This is a genomic window from Nocardia sp. NPDC051832 (genome assembly GCF_040681285.1).
Taxonomy (GTDB): Bacteria; Actinomycetota; Actinomycetes; order Mycobacteriales; family Mycobacteriaceae; genus Nocardia.
In genome coordinates, this window is sequence record NZ_JBFAYL010000006.1 from 22,879 (window position 1) to 44,780 (window position 21,902).

Genomic DNA, 21,902 nt, shown 5'->3' on the forward strand with positions numbered 1-21,902 from the left:
GGGAGTACCGCTCATGGCCCGATTTACCGGGAGATCCGCCATCGTCACCGGCGCCGCGCAGGGCATCGGCGCGGCCTACGCCGCCGCCCTGGCGGCCGAGGGCGCGAAAGTCGTTGTCGCCGACCTGAATGCCGAGCGCGGACAGGCGACGGTGGAGAAGATCACCGCCGACGGCGGGACGGCGGTGTTCGCGCGCTGCGACGTCGCCGATCCCGATTCCGCCAAGGAGCTGGCGGAGTTCACCGTCGCCGAATTCGGCGGCATCGACCACGTGGTCAACAATGCCGCTATCTACGGCGACATGAAGCTCAATCTGTTGCTCACCGTGCCGTGGGACTACTACAAGAAGTTCATGTCGGTGAACATGGACGGCGCACTGAACGTGACCCGCGCGGTATGGCCGCACATGCGCAAGAAGGGCGGCTCGATCGTCAACCAATCCTCCACGGCCGCTTGGACATACTCCAGCTTCTACGGGCTGGCCAAGGTCGGGGTGAACGGCCTGACCCAGCAGCTGGCTTTCGAACTCGGCGGCAACAACATCCGGATCAACGCCATCGCGCCCGGACCGATCGACACCGAGGCCACCAAAGCCGTGACCCCGGAACAGATCGTCACCGACATGGTGAGCCGGTTGCCGCTCAAGCGGATGGGCACGCCCCAGGATCTGGTCGGAGCCTGCCTGTACCTGCTCTCCGACGAAGCGAGCTGGGTGACCGGTCAGATCTTCAATATCGATGGCGGACAGGTGTTCCGGGCATGACCGACCGAGTGGGATTCATCGGACTGGGCAATATGGGCGCGCCCATGGCCGAGCGCCTGCTGGGGTGGCGCGGCGGGCTGACGGTCAGCGATGCCCGAGCCGAGACGATGCGGAAATTCGCCGATTCCGGTGCGGCGACGGCGTTCTCCGGCGCACAGCTGGCCGAGCAGTGTCAGGTCATCTCGATCGCGGTGGTCAACGACGAGCAGGTGCGGGCGGTGCTCACCGGACCCGACGGCGTGCTGGACACCGCGAAACCGGGCAGCGTCGTCGCGGTGCACTCGACGATCAGCGACCGGACCGCCGAGCAACTCGCCACCGAATGCGCCGCGCACAGTGTCGAATTCGTGGACGCGCCGATCAGCGGCGGTGCACCCGGGGCGGCCAGCGGGCGGCTGGCGGTCATGGTCGGCGGCAGCGACGGCGCGTTCCAGCGGATCCGGGAACCGTTCGGCGCGTTCGCCGACCTGATCGTGCACGCCGGACCGGTGGGTGCGGGCACCCGGATGAAGCTGGCGCGCAACCTGTTGCACTTCATCGCCTTCACGGCCACTACGGAGGCGCAGCGCCTGGCCGAGGCCGCCGGGCTGGATATCACCGAGCTCGGCAAAGTAGTCCGGCATTCCGATGCAGTCACCGGCGGGCCGGGCGCGATCATGTTGCGCGACAGCACCGCCCCCATCGAGCCCGGCGATTTCTGGCTGCCGATTCTCCAGCACGTCCGCGACCTCGGCGAGAAAGACCTCGCCCTCGCCCTGGAGCTCGGCGCCCGCCTCGGCACCGAACTTCCGCTCGCCGCGCTCGCCCTCGGGCAGCTCGGCACCGGCCTCGGCGTCGGCCCAGGCTCGGCCCCCAGCCCCACCGGCATACCGGCGAACGCCGGAAGCCAGCCGACACCGCACGAAGGCGAACTGTCATGAGCGACAACAGCAACGGGACCTCCGACGCGATCCGCCGGCGCGGCCTGGCCAAGATGGCCGAGGTCTACGGCACCGAATTCCAGAACTTTCCCGGCGACCACTTCGCCATGACCGCCGATCATCTGTTCGCCGACGTCTGGTCCCGGGAGGGCCTCAGTATCCGGGACCGCAGGCTGCTGCTCCTGGGCGCGCTCACCGCGCAGAACCTGATGGACACCGCGGGCATCCAGATCGGCGCCGCCCTGCGCAACAACGAGCTCACCGAGGCCGAACTCCACGAAATCGCCTTGTTCCTGTGCCACTACGTGGGATGGCCCAGCGGCACCAAGCTCGACATTCTGGTAGGCACCATTGTGGGCCAGCAAAAGAAGGCGGCACGGAAAGAGCAGGCCGAACGCGAGGCGAGCTCCGAGACCGAAACCGCCTGACCGGCCCGGTACACCGCGCATCGCACCGACAGTAAGGATTCACCGATCATGGTCGATACCACCACCATTCGCCCCCTGCGCGCCGCCGAGGTCACCGACTGGGATCTGCGGGCCGATGTGGTGATCGCCGGCTACGGCATCGCCGGAGTCTGCGCCGCCATCGAAGCGGCCCGCGCCGGCGCCGACGTGCTGCTGCTGGAGCGCACCGGCGGCTGGGGTGGTGCGGCCGCGATGGCGGGCGGGCACATCTATCTCGGCGGCGGCACCCCGTTGCAGCAGGCACTGGGATTCGAGGACTCTCCGGAGAACATGGAGAAGTTCCTGCTGGCCGCGATCGGCCCCGGCGTCGACAAGGCCCGCATCGCCGACTACTGCAACGGCAGCGTCGAGCATTACAACTGGCTCGTCGCGGCCGGAGTGCCGTTCCGCGAGGCCTTCTGGGGTGAGCCCGGCTGGGAGCCGCCGCACGATGAGGGTCTCAACTACTCCGGCGGCGAGAACGCCGCGCCGTTCAACGCGATCGCCACCCCCGCGCCGCGCGGGCACGTCCCGCAGATGACCGACAAGCGGGTCGGGCAGCGCAGCGGCGGCTACATGCTGATGAAGCCGCTGGCCGAGACCGCCGAATCGCTCGGTGTGCGAGCCGAATACGACACCCGGCTGCGCAGGCTGATCGTCGACGAGACCGATCGCGTGGTGGGCGTGCTCGCCACCCAGTTCGGCAAGGAGGTCACGATCCGCGCCGAACGCGGCGTCGTGCTGGCCACCGGCAGCTTCGCCTACCACCAGCAGATGGTCGAGCAGTACGCACCGCGGCTGATCGGCCGGCCCGCCGCCTCGATCGAGGAACACGACGGCATCGGCATCCGGCTGGCCCAAGCCCTCGGCGCGGACCTGGCGAACATGGACGCCACCGAAGTCGCGTTCTTCGGCGACCCGCAGATGATGGCGCGCGGCCTGCTCGTGAACGCGCGCGGTCAGCGCTATGTCCCCGAGGACACCTACGGCGGGCGCATCGGTCAGCTCACCCTCATCCAGCAGGACAATCAGGCCTACCTCATCCTCGACGAAGCCGCCTACGAGGCCGCGCTGGCCACGGTCACCGCTACCCCGTTCTTCCGCCAGCCCCCGAAGTGGGCCGCCGAGACCGTCGCCGAGCTCGAATCCGACATGGGGCTGCCCGAGCGGTCGTTGCAGTCGACCGTCGACACCTACAACCTGCACGCCGCCCAGGGCGCCGACCCCCTGCTCGGCAAGAAGCCGGAATGGGTTCGGCCACTGAGCGGTTCGCTCGCCGCCTGGGACATGCGCGGCTTCACCGGCGGTTTCACCCTCGGCGGGTTGCGCACCGACCTCGACGCGCGCGTCCTGCACGTGTCCGGCGCACCCATCGCGGGGCTGTTCGCCGCCGGTCGCTGCACCACCGGCATCTGTACCGGCGGCTACGTCAGCGGCGCCTCACTCGGCGACGGCAGCTTCTACGGGCGGCGGGCGGGGCGCGCCGCGGCCGGTGCGGCGCCGAGCAGTGTCCATTCCGAAAACCCGACCGAGTAGGATTCAGGCACATGTCCGAAGCGCAGTCCATCGACGGTACCCCCATGATCATGGAGGCCACCCGCCGCCGCCTCACCGGCAAGCAGGCCGACACCGTCGACAAGCTGACTCGCTCGGCCGTGGAAGTGCTTGCCCGCGAAGGGTTCGCGGGCATGACCATTCGTCTGGTAGCGGCCGCCGCCGGCGTCGGCACGGCGACGGCCTACACCTACTTCTCCTCCAAGGAACACCTGGTCGCCGAAATCTTCTGGCGCCGCCTGGTGTCCAACCCGTCCCCCGCCAGCGAGGACCCGGACCCCACCGTCCGGGTCGTCGCCGAGCTGCGCACCATCGCCATGCTCGTCGCCGACGAACAGGAACTCTCCGGCGCCGTCACCAGCGCCCTGCTCGGGCGCGATCCCGACGTCGAGCACCTTCGCACCCGCATCGGCACCGAGATCCGCAAACGACTCATCCGCGCCCTCGGCCCCGATCCCGATCTCGACATCGTCGAATCCCTGGAACTCATCTACGCCGGCGCCCTGGTCCGCGCCGGCATGGGTTACGCCTCGTACTCCGAAATCGCCGACCTCATCGAGAAATCCGCGCTCCAGATCCTGCGGTAGGTCTCACCGCCCGCCCGCGACATCGATGAACGTGCCGGTCACGTACGAGGCCTGCGCCGACAACAGCCACACGATCGCCTCGGCCACCTCCTCGGGCCGCCCGCCCCGCCCCATCGGCAGACTCGGCGCGATCCGATCGACCCGCCCCGGCTCCCCGCCGTCGGCATGCATTTCGGTATAGATGAACCCCGGCCGCACCGAGTTCACCCGGATCCCCTCCCCGGCGACCTCCAACGCCAGCCCCCGCGTAAACGTATCCAGCGCACCCTTACTCGCCGCGTAATCCACATACTCACCCGGCGACCCGAGCCGCGCCGCAGCCGACGACACGTTCACGATCGCACCCCCCGCACCGCCATGCTTCGTCGACATCCGCCGCACCGCATTTCGCGCGCACAACATCGGCCCGATCACGTTCACCGCCATCACCCGCCGCAGCCGCTCGACTTCCAGTTCCTCAGCCCGGCACTGCTTCTCGAGTATCGCCGCATTGTTCACCAGCCCCCGCAACCCCCCGAACTCCGCATCGACAGCGGCGAACACCCCCTCGATATCCCCCTCCTCCCCCATATCGGCCCGCACCGCCAACGCCACACCCCCACCTCTCCTGATCTCCCCGCAAACCTCCTCCGCCGCCCCCGCATCCCGCCGATACGTCACACAAACGGCCTCCCCCCGCCGCCCCAACTCCACCGCGACCGCCGCCCCGATCCCCCGACTCCCACCGGTAACCACCACACACCCCGAACCCACCACAAACCTCTCTATCCACCGACAAATTCGCACGCCACGCTACCTCCGCCACCCAACCCCCAACCGCTTTTCCCGCCGTCCTTGATCTTCTTTAAGACTCCAGCGTCCAATTCGCCGTCCCTACCCACTGATGCAGGCACATAGCTAGATGCGCATATCTACACTCTGGGATGTCTATTGAGCCCTGCTGGATGACGCCAGCCATTCGTGGCTGCACAGACTGAGTCGTCACCAAACAGCGGCGATCACGCGGGTGTACTCACCTTCAGCGCTGTAATCAGCTCCGCAACAGCTCTGTCCGCGACCCGCGTCTAAACCTCAGCGGACTCTGGGACCACCGCGATGTCGAGGCTGCGCAGGCGTTCGGGGTCGGCGATGACTTCATAGGCGCCGATCTGGTTGCCGGCGAGGGTGACTCGCAGGGCCAGCAGGAGTTTGCCGCGGGGTGCGACCAGGATGCCGACCGCGCCGTCGACGAGGGCGACTGTGGCGACCCGCGAACGGCGTTGCAGGACAACGGTTTCCTTCGCCACGGCCTGGGCGCCCCGAACCACGAGCGCCATCCCGGCGGGGAGGGCGGCCGGGTCGGCGGTGCGGACGACATCCGGGGCGAGGACGGCCAGCAGAGCGGCCAGATCGCCTTCGCGGGCGGCGGCGAGGAACGCCTCCACGACCTCGCGCTGCCGGGTGAGTTCGGAGCCGGGCGTGCTGGATTCGCCGTGCGCGCGCAGGCGGGCCCGGCTGGCGAGTTTCTTGGTGGTCGCGGTGCTGCGGCCGACGATCGGCGCGATCTCGTCGAAGGGGACGGCGAACATGTCGTGCAGGACGAAGGCGACGCGCTCGTCGGGGCCGAGGGTGTCGAGGACGACGAGCAGAGCGCGGCCGACCGAATCGATCAGCACCGCTTCATGTTCCGGGTCGTTGTCGTAGGCGGCCTCCCCCGGCCCGGTCTGATCGAGCGGGTCCTCGCGCCGCGACGCCCGCGAGCGCAGCATGTCCAGGCAGATCCGGGACACCACCGTGGTCAGCCAGCCCCCGAGATTCTCGATCTCCTCAGCGTCCGTTTTCACGAGCCGGAACCAGGCCTCCTGGATCGCGTCGTCGGCTTCGGTCGCCGACCCGAGCATGCGGTAGGCGACAGTCCGCAAGTGCTCGCGCTGCTCCTGAAACCGCCGCGCCAATAATTCCTGCTCGCTCACCTGTCACCTATCGCCGTCGGTATCCGTCATTCCCTATGAGCGGCCATCACCGTGTCCACGCCGGCCGCGTTCACCATCCCAGAAGCCAGCCAGACCGAACCCGGAGGGTCCCATGCACACCGCCTACCTCGTCGTCACCGTCGCAGCGGCGCTATTCGCCGCTGTGGCCGCCTTCATCGATGTCTTTCGCGCCCAGTGGGTTCGGGACAACATGAAGCAGTACGGAATCCCCGAATGGTCCCTTGTCCCCCTCGCCGTCATCAAAGCCGCCGGCGCGATCGGCCTGCTCGCCGGACTCGCCTTCCCTCCCCTGGCATTGGCCGCCGCCCTGGGCCTGACGACCTACTTCCTGCTGGCCGTGGCAACGATCCTGCGCGCACGCTTCTACTCCCACCTCGGCTACCCGATGCCTTACCTGCTCACCGCCGCCGCGTCCGCCGCGCTCTTCGCCGCGGCCTGATCCAAGATCATCCGGAACTGGCTGCGGCTACTCGGCCGACAGATCGCCATGCCCGCCGCACGCTGTCCGCGATTGTTTTGGAGAAACCCGGGCTGCGAGCGGGAGGGGCTCGTATGTTGGGAAGGCGCGGTGCGGATTGGAGTCAGGCTATGACCACGGAGCTAGCTGCGGATTATGTGATCGTGGGGGCCGGGTCGGCGGGGGCGGTGCTCGCGAACCGGCTCAGCGCGGACCACGGGACGAAAGTGGTGCTGCTGGAGGCGGGGCCGCCGGACAAGAACAAGTTCGCGCATATTCCGGCGGCCTTCTCGAAACTGTTTCGCTCCGAGGTGGATTGGGATTATCTGACCGAGCCGCAACCGGAGCTGGACCACCGGCAGATCTATTGGCCGCGCGGGAAGATGTTCGGCGGCTCCTCCTCGATGAACGCGATGATGTGGGTGCGCGGTTTCCGCGCCGACTACGACGAGTGGGGGTTGCTCGCCGGCGACGAGTGGGGGTTCGCGGCGGCGATCGAGCAGTTCCGGCGGATCGAGAACGTCCAGGACGCGCAGTATCCGGACGAGGGCGCGACCGGTCCGCTGCATGTTTCGAAGCAGCGCAGTCCACGGGCCTCGACGGCGGCGTACCTCACCGCGGTGCGAGAAGCGGGGTATTCGGTCGAGTCGCCGAACCGCCCGCAGCCCGACGGGTTCAGCCAGACCATGGTGACCCAGCGCCGCGGCCGCCGCTGGAGCACCGCCGACGCCTACCTGAAACCGGCCATGCGCCGGGCGAACCTCACGGTGCTCCCCGAGGCGCTGGCGACCCGGGTGCTGTTCGACGGGAAACGGGCGGTCGGCGTCGAATACCGCCGAGGCCCCGAGACTTTCACGGTGACCGCCCGCCGCGAGGTGGTGCTGTGCGGCGGCGCGATCAACAGCCCGCAGTTGCTGATGCTGTCGGGCATCGGGGACATGGTGGAGCTCGGCCGCCACGGCATCGCGACCGTCCAGCACAACTCCGAGGTCGGCGCGAACCTACAGGACCACTTGGTCGCGGGCATCGGCTACGGCGTCCCCGCCGACTCCCTCTTCGATGCCGAGAAGCCCCGACAGCTGCTCGATTTCCTGATCCGCCACCGCGGGATGCTCACCTCCAATGTCGGTGAGGCGTACGGTTTCGTGCGGTCCCGGCCGGACCTCGAGCTACCCGATCTGGAGCTGATCTACGCGCCCGCACCGTTCTTCTACGAAGGACTCCAGGACCCGACCGAGCACGGCGTGATCCTGGCGACCGTCCTGCTCCGCCCCTACAGCCGCGGCCGAATCGGTTTGGCCGCGGCCGATCCCACCACCAAACCGGTGATCGATCCCGGTTACCTCACCGACAGCGAAGGCGCGGACCGCGCCGCGATCATGTCGGGCCTGCGCGTCTGCGCGAACATCGCCGCGGCTCCGGCCATGCAGGCGGTCCTCGGCCCGCTGATCTACCCGCCGAAAGCCCCGCCGGAACTCGAAGCCACCCTGGAACTCACCCTCAACGGCTACTCGCACACCCTTTACCACCCGGTCGGCACCTGCCGGATGGGCACCGACCCGGCCAGCGTCGTCGACCCGCACCTGAAAGTCCGCGGCGTCGAAGCCCTCCGAGTCGCCGACGCCTCGGTCATGCCCTTCCTCATCCGCGGCCACACCCACGCCCCCGCTGTCTTCATCGGCGAGCAAGCCGCCAAGTTCCTCCTCGGCGGGGCCGGCTGACCGTGCTCACAGGGTGAGCAGGCGCAGGACCAGCGCGGCGACGGCCAGGGCGAGGATGATGGCCGGCGGGCCCATGGTCTTGTAGTCCTTGGCTTTGGCGTGGTAGCCCAGCGCGCCGAGGAAGTAGAGGATCAGCCCGACGGCGGCGGCGATGCCCAGCGGCGGCCACCAGAGGCCGATGAGCAGACCCGCCGCGCCGGCCAGCAGTGCGGCGGCCAACGGGTTGAGCCAGCTTTCCGGGACGCCGAGGCTCTTGTAGGCCTCGACGAATTCCGGTTTGCGCGAGATCTTGAAGTAAGCCGAGGGGATCAGGCCCACGGCCAGCAGGACAGTCACGATGACGGTTGCGACGAACATAGCGTCTCCTCGAGTGCCACCCCCGTTGACTGTTCCAATGTAGAACGCCACGACCGGCCGAGGGAACGAATCGCCCGGGAATCGGGCTCGGTCACAACGGGTTACGCGTGGCTACAGCGCGGGCACCCGGTCGAATCCGATCGGCGGGGTCGGCGTCGGCCGCGAGTGCAGCACGGGCCGGAAGTCGGGCAGGGCCGTCAGCACGTCGACGTTGCGGGCCGCGTAGCAACGCACCCGCGGCAGCGCCTGGGCGACTTCGGCGCGTTCGATCGGTTCGGCGTCGACGAAGGCGATGGCCTCCAACGGCAGGCCCAGTGTCTGGGCGATCCGGATGATCGCGGAAGACTTCCGGCCCCAGCCGATTTCGACGGCGGAGAACATGTCGTAGAGGCCGTGCCGGTAGAGCGCGTCGAGGGTGAGGGTGCGATCGCTGCGGCTGGCGACGGCATGCCAGATGCCGCGGTCGCTGAGCGCGCGCAACGTGCGCAGCGCGTCCGGCTTCGGCGTGGTGCCGGTGGCGTCGCAGATGACGCCGTCCCACAGGGTGTTGTCCAGTTCCCAGACAAGACATCTCAGAGCCGGTCGCATACGCCTGCCCCCATCCGTTCGTCGCACCACTCCGCTTCCCACCTTGGCTGCCCAGCACATGTTGGGCAAGCCCCCGGTTTTCGGGGTGCCGGCCCGCCGTGGGCGATACTACCGGCACCGGCAGCCGAACGGTCGACTCGAAAACCCCGGGTACCCCGGCTGATTACTCGCAACCTGTGCAAGCTCACAAATTCGCCTGGTGGGCGGCTATTCGATCGCACATTGCCCGCGGATTCGATCCGTGCCAGGCATACTGCGGTTAGTGTGAATGCTTTACACAGCAATCTCGGGGGTGGAAGGAAGTCGCCAATGACTGTCGACAGTTCGGCTCGACCGAGCCTGACTTTGTCCGGCAAACCGATGTCGTCCTCGCTGAAGGACGTCCGCTCACTGTCCCGGCAGATGGTCGGTCACTTCGTGGAGAACGTGGTGCCGTGCGGGACACTACCCGGCGACGCCATCTCCGGTGACGTCACCACGATCACCCGGGTCTGCCTGGAGTTCGCGGTGAGCATGCTGGACGGCAACGACATACCGGCCAAACTCGCCCGGTTGCAGGAGGCCGCGGCGGGCTGGGCCCGGGAGGGCGTGCCGATCGACACCATCCACCACTCCATCCACGAGGGCTTCAAGATCGGGCTGGATCTGGTGGTGTCCAACGCCGGGATCAAGGACTACGACAACCTCGTCGACGGCGCCAAGATGGTGCTGGAGATGCTGGACCAGATCACCTCCGCCATCTCGGTCGCCTACGTGCGGGAGCTGCGCTCGGTGGTCAGCGAACATCACACCGCCGTGCACACCCTGACCTCGGCGCTGCTCGGCGGCCACAGCACCTCGACCATGGCCCGCGAGTGCGGCATCACCGTCGCCCCGTCGTACGACGTTGTGGCCGTGGCGATTCCGCCGCACCGGGAGGAGGCCAACCCGGCCGTGGACAGTCAGGTGGTGGCGCGGCGCAAACTGCGGCGGGTGCAGGCCGAGCTGGCCACGCGCTGTCACAACAACGCGCTCTCGCTGCTCAGCGTGGACGGCGGCACGGTGCTGATTCCCGCGGGCATGTTCGCGAGCGCCGAGCTGGACGCACTGGTGGTGCAGCTGTCCCAGGCCGGGCAGGTCGGCGTCACCGCGACGCTGGTGCAGGCGACGCCGGATCTGATCCCCGACGCCGCCGACCAGGCCCACGAGCTGCTGGACATGGTGCAGCGCCTGCAAGCGGTGCCGGGCCTCTACCGGTTCGACGAACTCGCCCTGGAATACCAGCTGACCCGGCCGGGCCCGGGCCGGGAGTACCTCGGTTCCCTGCTGGACCCGCTCGACGAGCATCCCGAGCTGCTGGAAACCCTGCGGCGCCATATCGCCAACAACCTCAACCGCCAGCGCACCGCCCGGGTGCTGCACGTGCACACCAACACCGTCGACTACCGGCTCAAGCGCATCGCCCAGCTCACCGGTTTCGATCCGGCCCAGCCCTCCGGATTGTGGTATCTGCGTTCGGCTTTGGTGGCCCGCTCCTACCGCGCGGCCTGACCGCTACTCGGGCAGCCCGAGTCCGCGCGCCAGCACCGGCCACGAATCCTTCAGTGCCTGCTGCCAATAGCCCCAGGAGTGCGTCCCGGTGGGCTGGAAATCGAAGGTGGCGGGGATGCCGAGCCGGTCGAGCTTGTCGCGCAGGTTGTGCGTGCACCAGTTCACCGCGGCCTCGATCACCCCGCCCAGCAGCACCTGGTTGACGAAACCCCGTGGCCCGGGCTGCATGTGGGTGCCGTTGTAGACGTCGTACATGCCGGGGACACCGGTTCCGGTGGAGACGTAGAGTTCGGTGCCGCGCAGCTGCTCGGCGTGCAGATACGGGTCGTTGGCGGCCCACATCGGATCATCCGGCGGCCCATACATGTTCACGGTGTTGCCGCCGCCCCAGCTCTCCACCGCCAGCTTGATGAACTCCCGCCCGACCGGGTCGCTGGTCTGCGCGCAGCCGCTGTAGGCGGCGATCGCCCGGTACAGCCCGGGCTTCGCGATCGGCAGTTGCAGCACCGAGGTGCCCGAGGTCGACAGGCCCGCGATCGCGTTCACGCCGGTGGCGCCGAACTCGGCGTCGATGAGCGGCGGCAGCTCCTCGGTGAGGAACGTTTTCCATTTGTAGAGCCCGAGTCTCGGGTCCGGCGACCGCCAGTCGGTGTAGTAGCTCCATTTGCCGCCGACCGGCTGCACCACATTCACCTGCTTGCCCGCCAGGAAGGCGAGCGCGTCGGTGTTCTTCTGCCAGGTCGCCGAATCCTGCCCGCCGCCACCGCCGTTCAGCAGATACAGCGTGGGGCTGGACGCCGACCGATCGGCCGGTCGCAGCACGTCGACCATGATGTCCTGGCGCATGGCGGCGGAGTAGACGCGCAGTTGCACGGTGCGCTCGTCCTTGGGCCAGGCGCCGGTGATCGCGGCCCGGTCCGGTTCGGCGACGGCGGGCGGCGCCACGATCACCGAAGCGGCGACCACCGCGAACACCTGCACCCATGTGCGAACCTTCATCGGAAACTCCTTGCGCGGGGATCGATCGTCTTCCCTCGATAATTCGGGCAACGGACGGCGCGGCCGACAGTACCGATACCACCGGTATTTACCGTCGGCTTACTCGAACCTTCGCCAGGCACACAAGAGCGCCCGCCGTTGAGCTGTGAAATCCCACTAGCCGGGTACGCGAACGCGAACCTCCGGCAATTTGGTGCGATTCACAGCCCGGCCCGGGAACCGCTGTGTACTGCCAAAATCTTGCGGCACAAGAGTTCTCGGGTTTCCCGTCCGTGCGTACCGTGTACCGGATCCGGCCGTCCCGCAATTGCGGGCAGCCATTTACCGGTCTCAACGTCAGCGCTGCGTTGCTGAATTTCCCTTGCCCGAGTTCGGAAGGAACTTCGTGTCGGACATCGCTATTGTCGGTATCGGCTGCCGTTTTGCCGGAGGTATCGATTCGCCGGAGAGTTTCTGGCAGTTCGTCGTCGGCAAACAGGACGCGGTCGTCGAAATTCCGGCGGACCGCTGGGACTATCGCCGCTACTACGACCCCGACCGGCGCACCCCGGGCCGCGCCTACACCAAGCGCGGCGCGTTCCTGACGACCGATCCCTGGGAGTTCGATCCGGACTTCTTCGGCATCTCCCCGCGCGAGGCGACGGGGCTGGACCCGCAACAGCGCCTGCTGCTGGAAGTGACCTGGGAGGCGCTGGACGACGCCGGTATCGCCGGCGCCGCGCCGGGCGCGCCCGTGGGCGTCTATGTCGGCGGTTTCGTGGTCGACCAGTCGGTGGTCGGCGTCGTCGGCCCCGCACTCGCCCATGTCGACATGCACACCGCCGCCAGCGCGTCCTACACCATGCTGTCGAACCGAATCGCCTACGCGCTCAACCTGACCGGGCCCGCCATCACCGTCGACACCGCGTGCTCGTCCTCGCTGGTCGCCCTGCATCTGGCCTGCCAGGCGCTGGACAACGGCGACTGCTCGGTGGCGCTGGCCGGCGGCGTGAACGTCATGCTGCAGCCGGAGACGTTCGTCATGATGTGCAAGGGCGGCTTCCTCGCCACCGACGGCCGCTGCAAGTCCTTCGACGCCGCCGGTGACGGCTACGGCCGCGGCGAGGGCGGCGGCATGGTCGTGCTGAAGAAGCTCGACGACGCGGTGCGCGACGGCGACCGGATCTACGCCGTGGTCAAGGCGACCGGCTCCAACCAGGACGGGCGCACCACCGCCATCACGGTGCCCAACGCCGTCTCGCAGGAATCGCTGGCTCGGGAGGTGTGCACCCGGGCGGGCCTGTCCCCCGACGCCATCACCTATGTGGAGGCGCACGGCACCGGCACGCCGGTGGGCGACCCCATCGAGATCCGGGCGCTCGGCCGGGCCTATGGCGCGGTCGGCCGGCGTTCGGGCACCCTCGGCGTCGGCTCGCTGAAAGCCACACTGGGACATACCGAAGCGGCGTCCGGCATCGCGAGCGTCATCAAATCCGCGCTCGCCATCCGGCATCGCACCATCCCGCCGCAGGGCTGGCTCGACGAGGCCAACCCGGACATTCCGTTCGCCGATCTGGGCCTGCACATCCAACTCGAGCCGGAACCCGTCGCCGCCGAGGTCGACCGAATGACCATCGCGGTCAACGGTTTCGGCTACGGCGGCACCAACGCGCACGCCATCCTCCAGGAGTTCCACCAGGCGCCCGCGGCGTCCACCGAGCCGCCCCGGCACTACGGCGTGCTGCCGCTCTCGGCGCGCAGCGCACCCGCCGTGCGCGCCATGGCCGATCGCTTCGCCGACTTGCTCACCGCGGGCGCCGATCCCGGCCGCCTGGCCGAGGCGGCCTGGACCCGGATGGCGCATCACCCGTTCCGCACCGGCGTCCTGCTCGGCGACACCGGCGAATTGATCCGGCAACTGCGGCATTTCGCCTCCGGGGAAGGGCGTGACGCGACCCGGACCGTCGCCCCCCGCACCGCCGAACCGGTCTTCGTCTTCTCCGGCATGGGCCCGCAGTGGTGGGGCATGGCGCGCGAACTGCTCAGCGCCGAAGGCGCTTTCGCCGAGACCGCGCGCCGGATCGACACCGAATTCCAGGTGATCGCCGGCTGGTCGATCATCGAAGAGCTCATGATGCGGGGCGAGGCCGACTCGCGGGTGAGCTCAACCGAGGTCGCCCAGCCCGCCAACTTCCTGGTGCAGGTGGCGCTCGTCGCCGAGCTGGCCGAGTTCGGCATCCATCCGGCCGCGGTCGTCGGCCACAGCGTCGGCGAGGTCTCGGCCGCCTACGTCACGGGCATGCTGTCGCTGCGAGACGCGGTGCGGGTGGCGTATCACCGCGCCCGGTTGCAGGCCACGACCGCCGGGTCCGGCGGCATGCTGGCGGCCGGCCTCACGCTGGATCAGGCTCGCGCCCTGCTGGCCGAGGAGTCCGCCGTCGATATCGCCGCGATCAACAGCGGCAGCGCCCTCACCTTGTCCGGGGATGCGGATCGACTGGACGAGATCGCCGAGACACTCACCGAGCAGGGCGCTTTCGCGCGCCGCCTGCGCGTCGAGGTGCCCTATCACAGCGCGCTGATGGATCCGATCCTCGACGAGCTGCGCACCGCGCTGGCCGAGCTGTCCCCGCGGCGTCCTCGAATCCCGCTGTACTCCACCGTGACCGGCGCGCCGGTCACCGAGGCGGACTGGGATGCCGAGTACTGGTGCGCCAACGTGCGCCAGCCCGTGCGCTTCGCCGACGCCCTCACCGCGCTGATCGGCGCGGGCAGCCGGGTGTTCCTCGAGGTGGGCCCGCACCCGGTGCTCTCGGGCAATATTCGCGAAATCCTGCTGGACACCGGCGAAACCGGTGCCACGGTCGCGACCCTGGACCGCAAACAACCCGACTCCGAGAGCATCCGCAAGACCCTCGCGGGCCTGTTCAGCGCCGGTGTCCTCGACCTCGAGGCGCTCTTCCCGCCCGATCGCCCGCCGACCGCGCACCAGCCGTTGCCGCGCTACCCGTGGCAACGGACCCGATTGCACGCTCCCCTACCGCTTTTCGAGCAGCTGAAGATGGGGACCCCCGGCGGCTACGCCATGCTCGGCGACCCGGACCTGGAAGGCCGCCCCGGCTGGCTACTCCAGATCGGCACCGAGATCCTGCCGTGGATCACCGATCACGTGGTGGGCGGCGTCCGGATCCTGCCGGGCGCGGCGTATCTGGACGCGGCGCTCAGCGCCGCCGCCAGCCGCATGCCGGACAAGCGGGTCGCCTTGGAGCAGGTGCGGTTCGTCGCGCCGCTGCTCATGAGCGGTCCCGACGTGCCGCTGCTGGAGTTCAGCGTCGAGGATTCCAGCGGCCGGTTCCTGATCCGGTCCCGGTCCGCGACCGGGTCGGTGTGGACGGTGCACGCCGTCGGACGGCTGCTGACCGGCAGCTACGAGACGACGAAAGTCGCGGTGCCCGAACTGGAGTCGGCGGTCGAGTTCTCCCCCGAGCTGTTCTACTCCGCGCTCGGCTCCCGCGGCCTGCAATACGGACCGGCCTTCCAGCGGGTGACCGCGGTGCGGGCCGGCGCCGATACCGCGGTCGCCACCGTCGACGGCGGCATCGCCGCCGGCTCCGGGCATCTCGCGCACCCCGCGGTGGTCGACGCGGCCATGCAGACCGTGGCGCTACTGTTCGCCGACGCCGCCCTCGCCGAGGGCGCGATGGTGCCGGTGGCGGTGTCCGCGGTGCGCATGTTCGGGCCGCTGCCGGAGCAGATCACCGTGGTCGCGCGCCGCGATCCGGCGCAGCGGCTGCGCGCGGACGTCGATCTGCTCGACGCCGATCAGAACCTGTGCCTGCAACTGGTCGGCGTGCAGGTCGGCCCGCTCACTCCCGGTGTCAGCCCGCTGCACCGCATGGCCGATTTCTATTACACCGAAACCATCGAGGAGCGCGCGCCGATCGATCCGAGCGCGCTGCCGGGCGCGGACGTCACCACCGTCATCCTGGCGATCGGCGACACCGACGAGCGCGCGCGGCAGCTCGGCGCGGCCCTGCCCGGTTCGGTGCTGCATCCGGTCGGTCCCGACCTGGAGGCCGAACTCGCCGAGGTGCTGCGAACCGCGGCGTCCTCGCCCCGTTTCGAGCGCCTGCACGTCTGTGTGGTCGCGGGCGAGGGCGACGATCTGGCCGCCCTGTGGACGCTGAAGCAGATCGCCGTCGCCGTGGATCACTTCGTCGAGGGGACGACCACCGAGACCTTGCCCGGCGTGGGTGACGGCTCCTGCCACCTCACCCTGGTCACCGAACGCGCCTTCACCCTGCCCGACAGCCCGATCGCGCCGAATCCGCCGCACGCCGCACTCGCGGGCGCGCGGCGGGTGCTGCTCAACGAGCAGACCCGGCTGCGCTGGCGGCTGATCGACGTGGAACCGGCCACCCCCACCGCCCAGCTGGTCACCGAACTCGCGGTGCCCGGGGCGTTTTCCTACGACAACTCCGATGAGGTGCTGTTGCGGGCGGACAAGCGCTGGGTTCCGGTCGTCACCCGGCCGCTCCAGGAACGCATCGACGAACTCGACACCCCGCGGCCGCTGACCGACCCCGAGGCCGACTTCGCGCTGGAGGTGCCCAAATCCCGGCTGTTGTCCGCGCTGACCTGGCGGAGTGCGACCCGCCGCGACCCGGGTCCCGGTGAGGTCGAGGTCCGGATGCGGCTCATCGGCCTGAACTACAAGGACCCGCTCAAGGTCATGGGACTGCTCGGCGAACGAGAGCTCGCCGGAACGTTTTTCGGGACCTCGCCCGGCATGGAAGGGGTCGGCACCGTGGTGCGGCTCGGGTCCGGCGTGACCGGCGTGGCCGTGGGCGACTCGGTCGCGGTGGCCGCCAAGGGCATGATGCGGCGCTACCACGTCGTCGAGCAGCAGTATCTGGTACCGATGCCCGAGGGCGCGGAACCCGGACTCTGCACCAGCACCACCGCTTTCGCGACCGCCGAGTACGCCCTGATCGACCTGGCCCAGGTGCGGCCCGGGGAAACGGTGCTGATCCACGGCGCCGCCGGCGGCGTCGGTTCGGCGGCGATCCAGGTCGCGAAGGCGGCCGGTGCGCGGATCATCGGCACCGCGGGGACCGATGAGCGGCGCGCGCACATTCTGGAGCTCGGCGCCGATCACGCGCTGAATTCGCGGTCCCTCAACTTCGCCGACGACGTGCTCGCGCGCACCGGCGGCGTGGGCGTCGACGTGGTGGTCAGCACCGCACCCGGCGAGATTCTGCGCCAGAACTTCCATGCGGTAAGAGAATTCGGCCGCATCGTCGAAGTCGGGAAAGCCGACGTCTATACCGGCGGGCTGCTGGAGCTGGCCAACTTCGACAAGAATTTGACCTACTTCTCGATCGACCTGGACCGGATGTGCGCGGTCCGCCCGCTACAGCTCGCGGAACTGCTGCGCCGGGTCTACGACAAGATCATCGCGAGCGTCTACCGTCCGCTGCCGTATGAGGTGTTCGAAACCCACGAGGTGGCCAAGGCTTTCGACGAGGTCATCCGGTCCCAGCGGATCGGGCGGGTGGCGCTCAGCATGGAGGAGAACGCGCCACCCGTCCGGCCGCAGTTGCCCGAACTCGAGATTCACAGCGCCGCGACGTATCTGATCACCGGTGGATTCGGCGGGTTCGGACTGGCCACCGGGCGCTGGCTGGTGAGCAAGGGCGCGCGGCGGCTGGTGCTGGTCGGCCGCAGCGGAGCGAGCACCGAGTCGGCCGTGCAGCAGCTCGCGGCGTGGCGGGCCAAGGGCGTCGAGGTGGTCAAGCAGCGGGCCGACATCGCCGACGCCGACGCGGTGGCCGAGGTAGTCGCCACCGCGCATACCGGGACCCATCCCTTGCGCGGGATCTTCCACGCGGCGGGCACGGTCGCCGACAATCGCGTAGCCGCAATGGATCTCGACCAGCTGAGCCGCGTGTATCGCCCCAAGGTGGACGGAGCGCGCGCCCTGCGCGCAGCTGTGCGCGCGGCGGATATCGAACTCGACATGTTCGTGCTGTACTCCTCGGGCGGTTCGATGTTCGGCATCTTCGGGCAGTACAACTACTGCGCCGCCAATGTCGCGGTCGAAGCACTCGCCGAGCAATGGTCCCGCGAAGGCGACCGCGTGCTCTGCGTCGGCTGGGGCCACATGTCCGGCGCGACCGGCGGCATGGCCAACGACGAGAAGGTCGCCAAGTACCTGGAAGTGGCCGGGTTCGGCCCCATCGACATGGCCGACGGCACCGCCTATTTGGAGCAGGCACTCCGACTGGGCGTGACCCGGGCCGCGATCATCCCCACCGACTGGAACCGACTCACCGCCGCCTTCCCCTCCCTGACCCGCACCGGCCGCCTCACCGCGCTCATCGCCGCGTCGGTGGAAGACAACTCCGCCGCCGCGCAGATGCGGGCCGAACTCGCCGCGCTGGACGAGAGCAAACGCGGGCATGCGGTGGCACGCATGCTCGCCGACCAGCTGGCGGTGGTCATGGGCGTCGCCCCGGAGTCGATCGACCTGACAGTGCCGGTCCCGGAATTGGGGTTGGACTCACTGATGGCCGTCGAATTCGGCGCACGGGTCGGCAAACAACTCGGAATCGAGTTGATGTCGCTACAGATGGGACGCTCGTTCAGCCTGGAGCAGGCAGGCCCGAAGGTAGCCGAACTGATCCTGGCATCGGACCTCGGAGCTGGCCCATCGCCCGCCTTAGAGGAGCCCGAACCCACTGTGGGAGAGCAGGATTCATCGGCGCCGCAACTCCAGCCGGTCGGTGTCTGAGGTGGACAGCGAGGTCGTGGATTCCGGCCGGAAGCGTGTGCCGCGGTGACGAAGAAGACTCACGACGCCGTGGTGACGGACAAGACGCACAGCGCCGGCCCGGCAACCAGCACGCACGACGCCGGTCCGGCAACCAGCACGCATGACGCCGAGGCGGCAGAGGGGTCAGGCGACGCCGGAGTCACGACAGAAACCCGTGGTGCCCGCATGCCGAAGTGGGCCGACCGTGGCGGGGCCCTGGGGCGGCTGCCGTGGCCGGCGAAGGATGAGCTGGCGGCGTGGCTGGCCTTCACCGGGTGCCTGGTCGCGGTGTTCATGCAGATGATCGATGTGACGATCGTTAATACCGCGTTGCCGACAATCACCTCGGATCTGCGAGCTTCGGCGTCGGCGCAGCTGTTGATCGTGTCCGGTTACTCGCTGGCGTTCGCGTGTACCTTGCTCACGGCGGCGCGGCTGGGTGAGCGGGTAGGGCGGCGGCGGATGTTCCTGCTCTCGGTGGTCGCGTTCACCGCGGCCTCGGTGTGGTGTGGAATTTCCACCAGCGCAGTAGAACTGGTTACGGCGCGGGTCGTGCAAGGGGTGACCGGCGCGGGGATGGCGGCGCAGACCATCGCCATTCTCACGGCGAGCTTTCCGCGGGAACGGCATCCGCTGGTGTTCGCGCTATACGGCGGGGTGGCGGGGTTCGCGGGGATGCTCGGCCCGATCGTCGGCGGGGTGCTGGTCACCGCCGATATCGCGGGGACGGGGTGGCATTCGGTGTTCCTGATCAATGTGCCGCTCGGTGTGTTTGCGTTCGGGCTGGCATTCCGGTTCCTGCGGCTCGGCAAACCCGCTCAGCGGGCACCGTTCGATCTGCGTGGGGTGGCGCTGTCGACGATCAGTTTGTTCGGATTGCTCTACGCCCTGGCCGATATTCACCAATACGGCTGGCGGCCGGGGCCTTTGGCGGTGATCGTGGCGTCCGTCGGGCTGGCCCTGCTGTTCCTGCGTTCGGAACGGCGCAGCGCCGGCCCGTTGGTCCGGCTCGATCTGTTCGCCGATCGCGGCTTCGCCGTCGGCGCGCTGCTGGTGGCCTCGTTCTTCGGCCTGTTCACCGCTTTCGTCTTCGCCGTGTCGATCACCCTCCAGGACGAGTTGCACTTCTCCCCGCTGCGCACCGGCCTGGCGATGACGCCGTTCGCGCTCGGCGCGGGCGCGGGCGCGCTCGCCTCGCCGTGGCTCGTGCAGCGCTGGGGGGTACGGACTCTGGCCGTGGGTATCGCCGCCTACGGCGTCTGCGTCGCCATCGGCGCGGCGTATCTGCAGATCACCGGCGGCGTGGTCGACCTGCGGCTCGCGGCCGGGCCGATCTTCCTGTCCGGACTCGGCGTCGGACTGTTCGGTGTGCAACTGCAACCGCTGATGCTCGCAGGGCTGAGTCAACGCCAGATGGACGCGGCGTCCGGCCTGTTGCCGACCATCGAACAGATCGGCAACGGCGTCGGGCTGGCTCTGCTCAGCGCCGTGTTCTTCCGCTCGCACACCCTCTCCGGCAGCATCACCATGTTCGCGGCGATCGCGGTCGTCGCCCTGGCCATGGGTGCGCTCACGCTCGCGCTGCCCGCGCAGGCCGAACCCCGATGAGGAAGGGCGCGGCTCCCTGGCAGGGGCGGTTGTCCGGCGCCGGTCGCCACCGCGCCGCCGACCGCCTGCCCGCGTTCGCCTGGTGGGAGGTTTCGGCGATCGTCCTGGTCACCGGGTCGCTGCTGTTCGTACGCCTCGATCGCTACGACTTCATCGCCGACGAGCTGTATTTCATCGCCGCGGGCCAGCGCCCAGCCGTGAGCTACGCCGATCAGGGGCCGGCGACGCCGCTGCTGGCGGCGTTCGCGGACCAGCTCGCGCCGGGATCCACGGTGGCGGTGCGCCTGCCCGCACTCCTGATGACCCTGGCCGCGATCGTGCTCAGTGCGCTGATCGCCCGCGAGTTCGGCGGCGCGCGAGGCCCGCAGACCCTGGCCGCACTGGCCTACGCCGTGACACCCGCGGCCGTCACACAGTCGGCGATGCTGAGCACCTACGCGCTCGAGGCCACCCTCACCGCACTGATCAGCTGGCTGCTCATCCGCTGGGTCCGCACCCACAGCGACTATCTGCTGGTGCTCGCGGGCGCCGTCGCGGCCCTGGACTTCCAGGTGAAATGGCTGATCCCGCTGGTGTGGGCGGCCTTCGCCCTCGGCTTCGCGCTGCTGGGCCCGCGCGCGGTATTCCGCAGGCCCGCATGGTGGCTGGGCTCGGGCCTGCTCGCCGCCTCCGCCGTTCCGGCCGTGCTCTGGCAGCACGACAACGACTGGCCGCAAGTGGCGATGGGCGCGGTCGTGCGTGACGAGCAGTCGGCCGTCGCCGGGTTGACCGCCATACCGTGGGAGGTCGCCCTCCTGACTGGACCGATCGGCGTGCTGCTCCTGGCGAGCCTGTGGGCGGGCTTCCGGTCACCGCGAATCCAGCCCTACCGCTTCCTGATTCCGGTGGTGGTCGCCGGGCTGGCGGCGATCATCGGCGGTGGGCTGCGGCCCTACTACGTGGTATCGGCGTTTCCCGGCCTGTTCGCCGCGGGCGCGGTCTATCTCGCCGAGGTGGGTGTACCGCGGCCGATCCGGACGACCGGGGTCGTGCTGACCGCCGCCGCCACCGCGCTCTGCGTCACCGCCGTCGTCGCGCTGCCGCTCCCCCAGTCCGGAATGCGCCAGCCCACCGACCAGTACTCCCAAATCGACTGGCGGGTCCGCCTATACGGACCGAGCGGCTGGAACGAACTGGTCGAAGGCGTCGACGACGCCTATCGGCAGGTGCCGGCCGAGCAGTTGCCGGGGCTGGTGCTGGTCACCCAGAACTATTGGCAGGCAGCCGCTCTGGACCACTACGGCCCGCCTCTGGGTTTGCCGGCGGTCTACAGCCCCAACCGCGGCTTCGCCTATTTCGGCGCGCCACCGGACACCGCGACCACGATCCTCTATGTCGGGACCGACCACCCCGAGACCGCGCTCGGACTCGATTTCGCCGAGACCGCCGAGCTCGTCCGACTGGACGACCGGCTCGGCTACCCAGGCGTGAATCGCTTTGTCTCGGTGTGGAAGTGCCGACATCCCGGCACGCTCTGGTCGGCGGCGTGGCCGGGTATGCGCCGGCTGCTGGTGGTCGACGGCACCACGCACTGACACCAGCCCGCACATCAACGAATCGAGGTACA

The 21,902-nt window shown here is 69.0% G+C and carries 16 protein-coding genes; 11 read left to right on the forward strand and 5 right to left on the reverse strand.

What is annotated here, in order from left to right:
• Positions 1-13: 13 nt before the first annotated feature.
• The 5 genes from AB0M14_RS32545 to AB0M14_RS32565 are packed head-to-tail and all read left to right on the forward strand — an operon-like array spanning position 14 to position 4,270.
• Positions 14-763 carry an SDR family oxidoreductase gene (locus tag AB0M14_RS32545; RefSeq protein ID WP_365002141.1) on the forward strand — a complete coding sequence of 250 codons (750 nt, stop codon included), beginning with the start codon at positions 14-16 and terminating at the stop codon, positions 761-763.
• Positions 760-1,683, forward strand: coding sequence for an NAD(P)-dependent oxidoreductase (locus AB0M14_RS32550; protein ID WP_365002143.1), 924 nt, complete (start codon positions 760-762; stop codon positions 1,681-1,683). The genes AB0M14_RS32545 and AB0M14_RS32550 overlap by 4 nt, the downstream gene beginning before the upstream one ends.
• Complete coding sequence (locus AB0M14_RS32555) at positions 1,680-2,111, forward strand: carboxymuconolactone decarboxylase family protein (protein ID WP_365002145.1); 432 nt, start codon at positions 1,680-1,682, stop codon at positions 2,109-2,111. Before AB0M14_RS32550 ends, AB0M14_RS32555 begins: the two co-directional genes overlap by 4 nt.
• Before the next feature lie 48 nt (positions 2,112-2,159).
• A complete protein-coding gene (locus AB0M14_RS32560; RefSeq protein ID WP_365002147.1) occupies positions 2,160-3,665 on the forward strand; it encodes an FAD-dependent oxidoreductase in 1,506 nt (501 codons plus the stop codon).
• 44 nt (positions 3,666-3,709) lie between these two features.
• Positions 3,710-4,270 carry a TetR family transcriptional regulator gene (locus AB0M14_RS32565; protein ID WP_365003024.1) on the forward strand — a complete coding sequence of 187 codons (561 nt, stop codon included), beginning with the start codon at positions 3,710-3,712 and terminating at the stop codon, positions 4,268-4,270.
• Positions 4,271-4,273: 3 nt separating this feature from the next.
• Here the strand turns inward: AB0M14_RS32565 and AB0M14_RS32570 are convergent, their stop codons facing one another.
• Positions 4,274-5,023, reverse strand: a complete 750-nt coding sequence (locus AB0M14_RS32570; RefSeq protein ID WP_365003027.1) for an SDR family oxidoreductase — start codon at positions 5,021-5,023, stop codon at positions 4,274-4,276.
• 311 nt (positions 5,024-5,334) lie between these two features.
• The gene (locus tag AB0M14_RS32575) at positions 5,335-6,222 is read right to left on the reverse strand and encodes a sigma-70 family RNA polymerase sigma factor (RefSeq protein ID WP_365002149.1); all 888 of its coding nucleotides are present in this window, start codon (positions 6,220-6,222) and stop codon (positions 5,335-5,337) included.
• Positions 6,223-6,334: 112 nt separating this feature from the next.
• Here AB0M14_RS32575 and AB0M14_RS32580 point away from each other — a divergent pair, with 112 nt between their 5' ends.
• Both AB0M14_RS32580 and AB0M14_RS32585 read left to right on the forward strand, forming a co-directional pair.
• On the forward strand, positions 6,335-6,682 hold the full coding sequence (locus tag AB0M14_RS32580; protein WP_365002151.1) for a DoxX family protein: 348 nt from the start codon (positions 6,335-6,337) through the stop codon (positions 6,680-6,682).
• 149 nt (positions 6,683-6,831) lie between these two features.
• A complete protein-coding gene (locus AB0M14_RS32585) occupies positions 6,832-8,421 on the forward strand; it encodes a GMC family oxidoreductase N-terminal domain-containing protein (protein WP_365002154.1) in 1,590 nt (529 codons plus the stop codon).
• A 6-nt stretch (positions 8,422-8,427) separates the two neighbouring features.
• Here AB0M14_RS32585 and AB0M14_RS32590 read toward each other — a convergent pair whose 3' ends face one another.
• Together AB0M14_RS32590 and AB0M14_RS32595 are read right to left on the reverse strand one after the other, a co-directional pair.
• Entirely contained in the window at positions 8,428-8,778 is a 351-nt protein-coding gene (locus AB0M14_RS32590; RefSeq protein WP_365002158.1) for a DoxX family protein, read from the reverse strand.
• Between the two features lie 111 nt (positions 8,779-8,889).
• Positions 8,890-9,366 carry an HAD-IIIC family phosphatase gene (locus tag AB0M14_RS32595; RefSeq protein WP_365002160.1) on the reverse strand — a complete coding sequence of 159 codons (477 nt, stop codon included), beginning with the start codon at positions 9,364-9,366 and terminating at the stop codon, positions 8,890-8,892.
• A 309-nt stretch (positions 9,367-9,675) separates the two neighbouring features.
• On the opposite strand from AB0M14_RS32595, the gene AB0M14_RS32600 reads away from it, so the two are divergent.
• Positions 9,676-10,896: a helix-turn-helix domain-containing protein gene (locus AB0M14_RS32600; protein ID WP_365002163.1), complete on the forward strand. Its 1,221-nt coding sequence runs from the start codon at positions 9,676-9,678 to the stop codon at positions 10,894-10,896.
• A 3-nt stretch (positions 10,897-10,899) separates the two neighbouring features.
• Here AB0M14_RS32600 and AB0M14_RS32605 read toward each other — a convergent pair whose 3' ends face one another.
• On the reverse strand, positions 10,900-11,895 hold the full coding sequence (locus AB0M14_RS32605; RefSeq protein ID WP_365002166.1) for an alpha/beta hydrolase family protein: 996 nt from the start codon (positions 11,893-11,895) through the stop codon (positions 10,900-10,902).
• 385 nt (positions 11,896-12,280) lie between these two features.
• On the opposite strand from AB0M14_RS32605, the gene AB0M14_RS32610 reads away from it, so the two are divergent.
• The 3 genes from AB0M14_RS32610 to AB0M14_RS32620 are packed head-to-tail and all read left to right on the forward strand — an operon-like array spanning position 12,281 to position 21,870.
• Positions 12,281-18,667 (forward strand): SDR family NAD(P)-dependent oxidoreductase, encoded by a 6,387-nt coding sequence (locus tag AB0M14_RS32610; protein WP_365002169.1) that lies wholly within the window; start codon positions 12,281-12,283, stop codon positions 18,665-18,667.
• Between the two features lie 45 nt (positions 18,668-18,712).
• A complete protein-coding gene (locus AB0M14_RS32615; RefSeq protein WP_365002172.1) occupies positions 18,713-20,296 on the forward strand; it encodes an MFS transporter in 1,584 nt (527 codons plus the stop codon).
• Positions 20,293-21,870, forward strand: coding sequence for a glycosyltransferase family 39 protein (locus AB0M14_RS32620; protein WP_365002175.1), 1,578 nt, complete (start codon positions 20,293-20,295; stop codon positions 21,868-21,870). Before AB0M14_RS32615 ends, AB0M14_RS32620 begins: the two co-directional genes overlap by 4 nt.
• Positions 21,871-21,902: the final 32 nt, after the last annotated feature.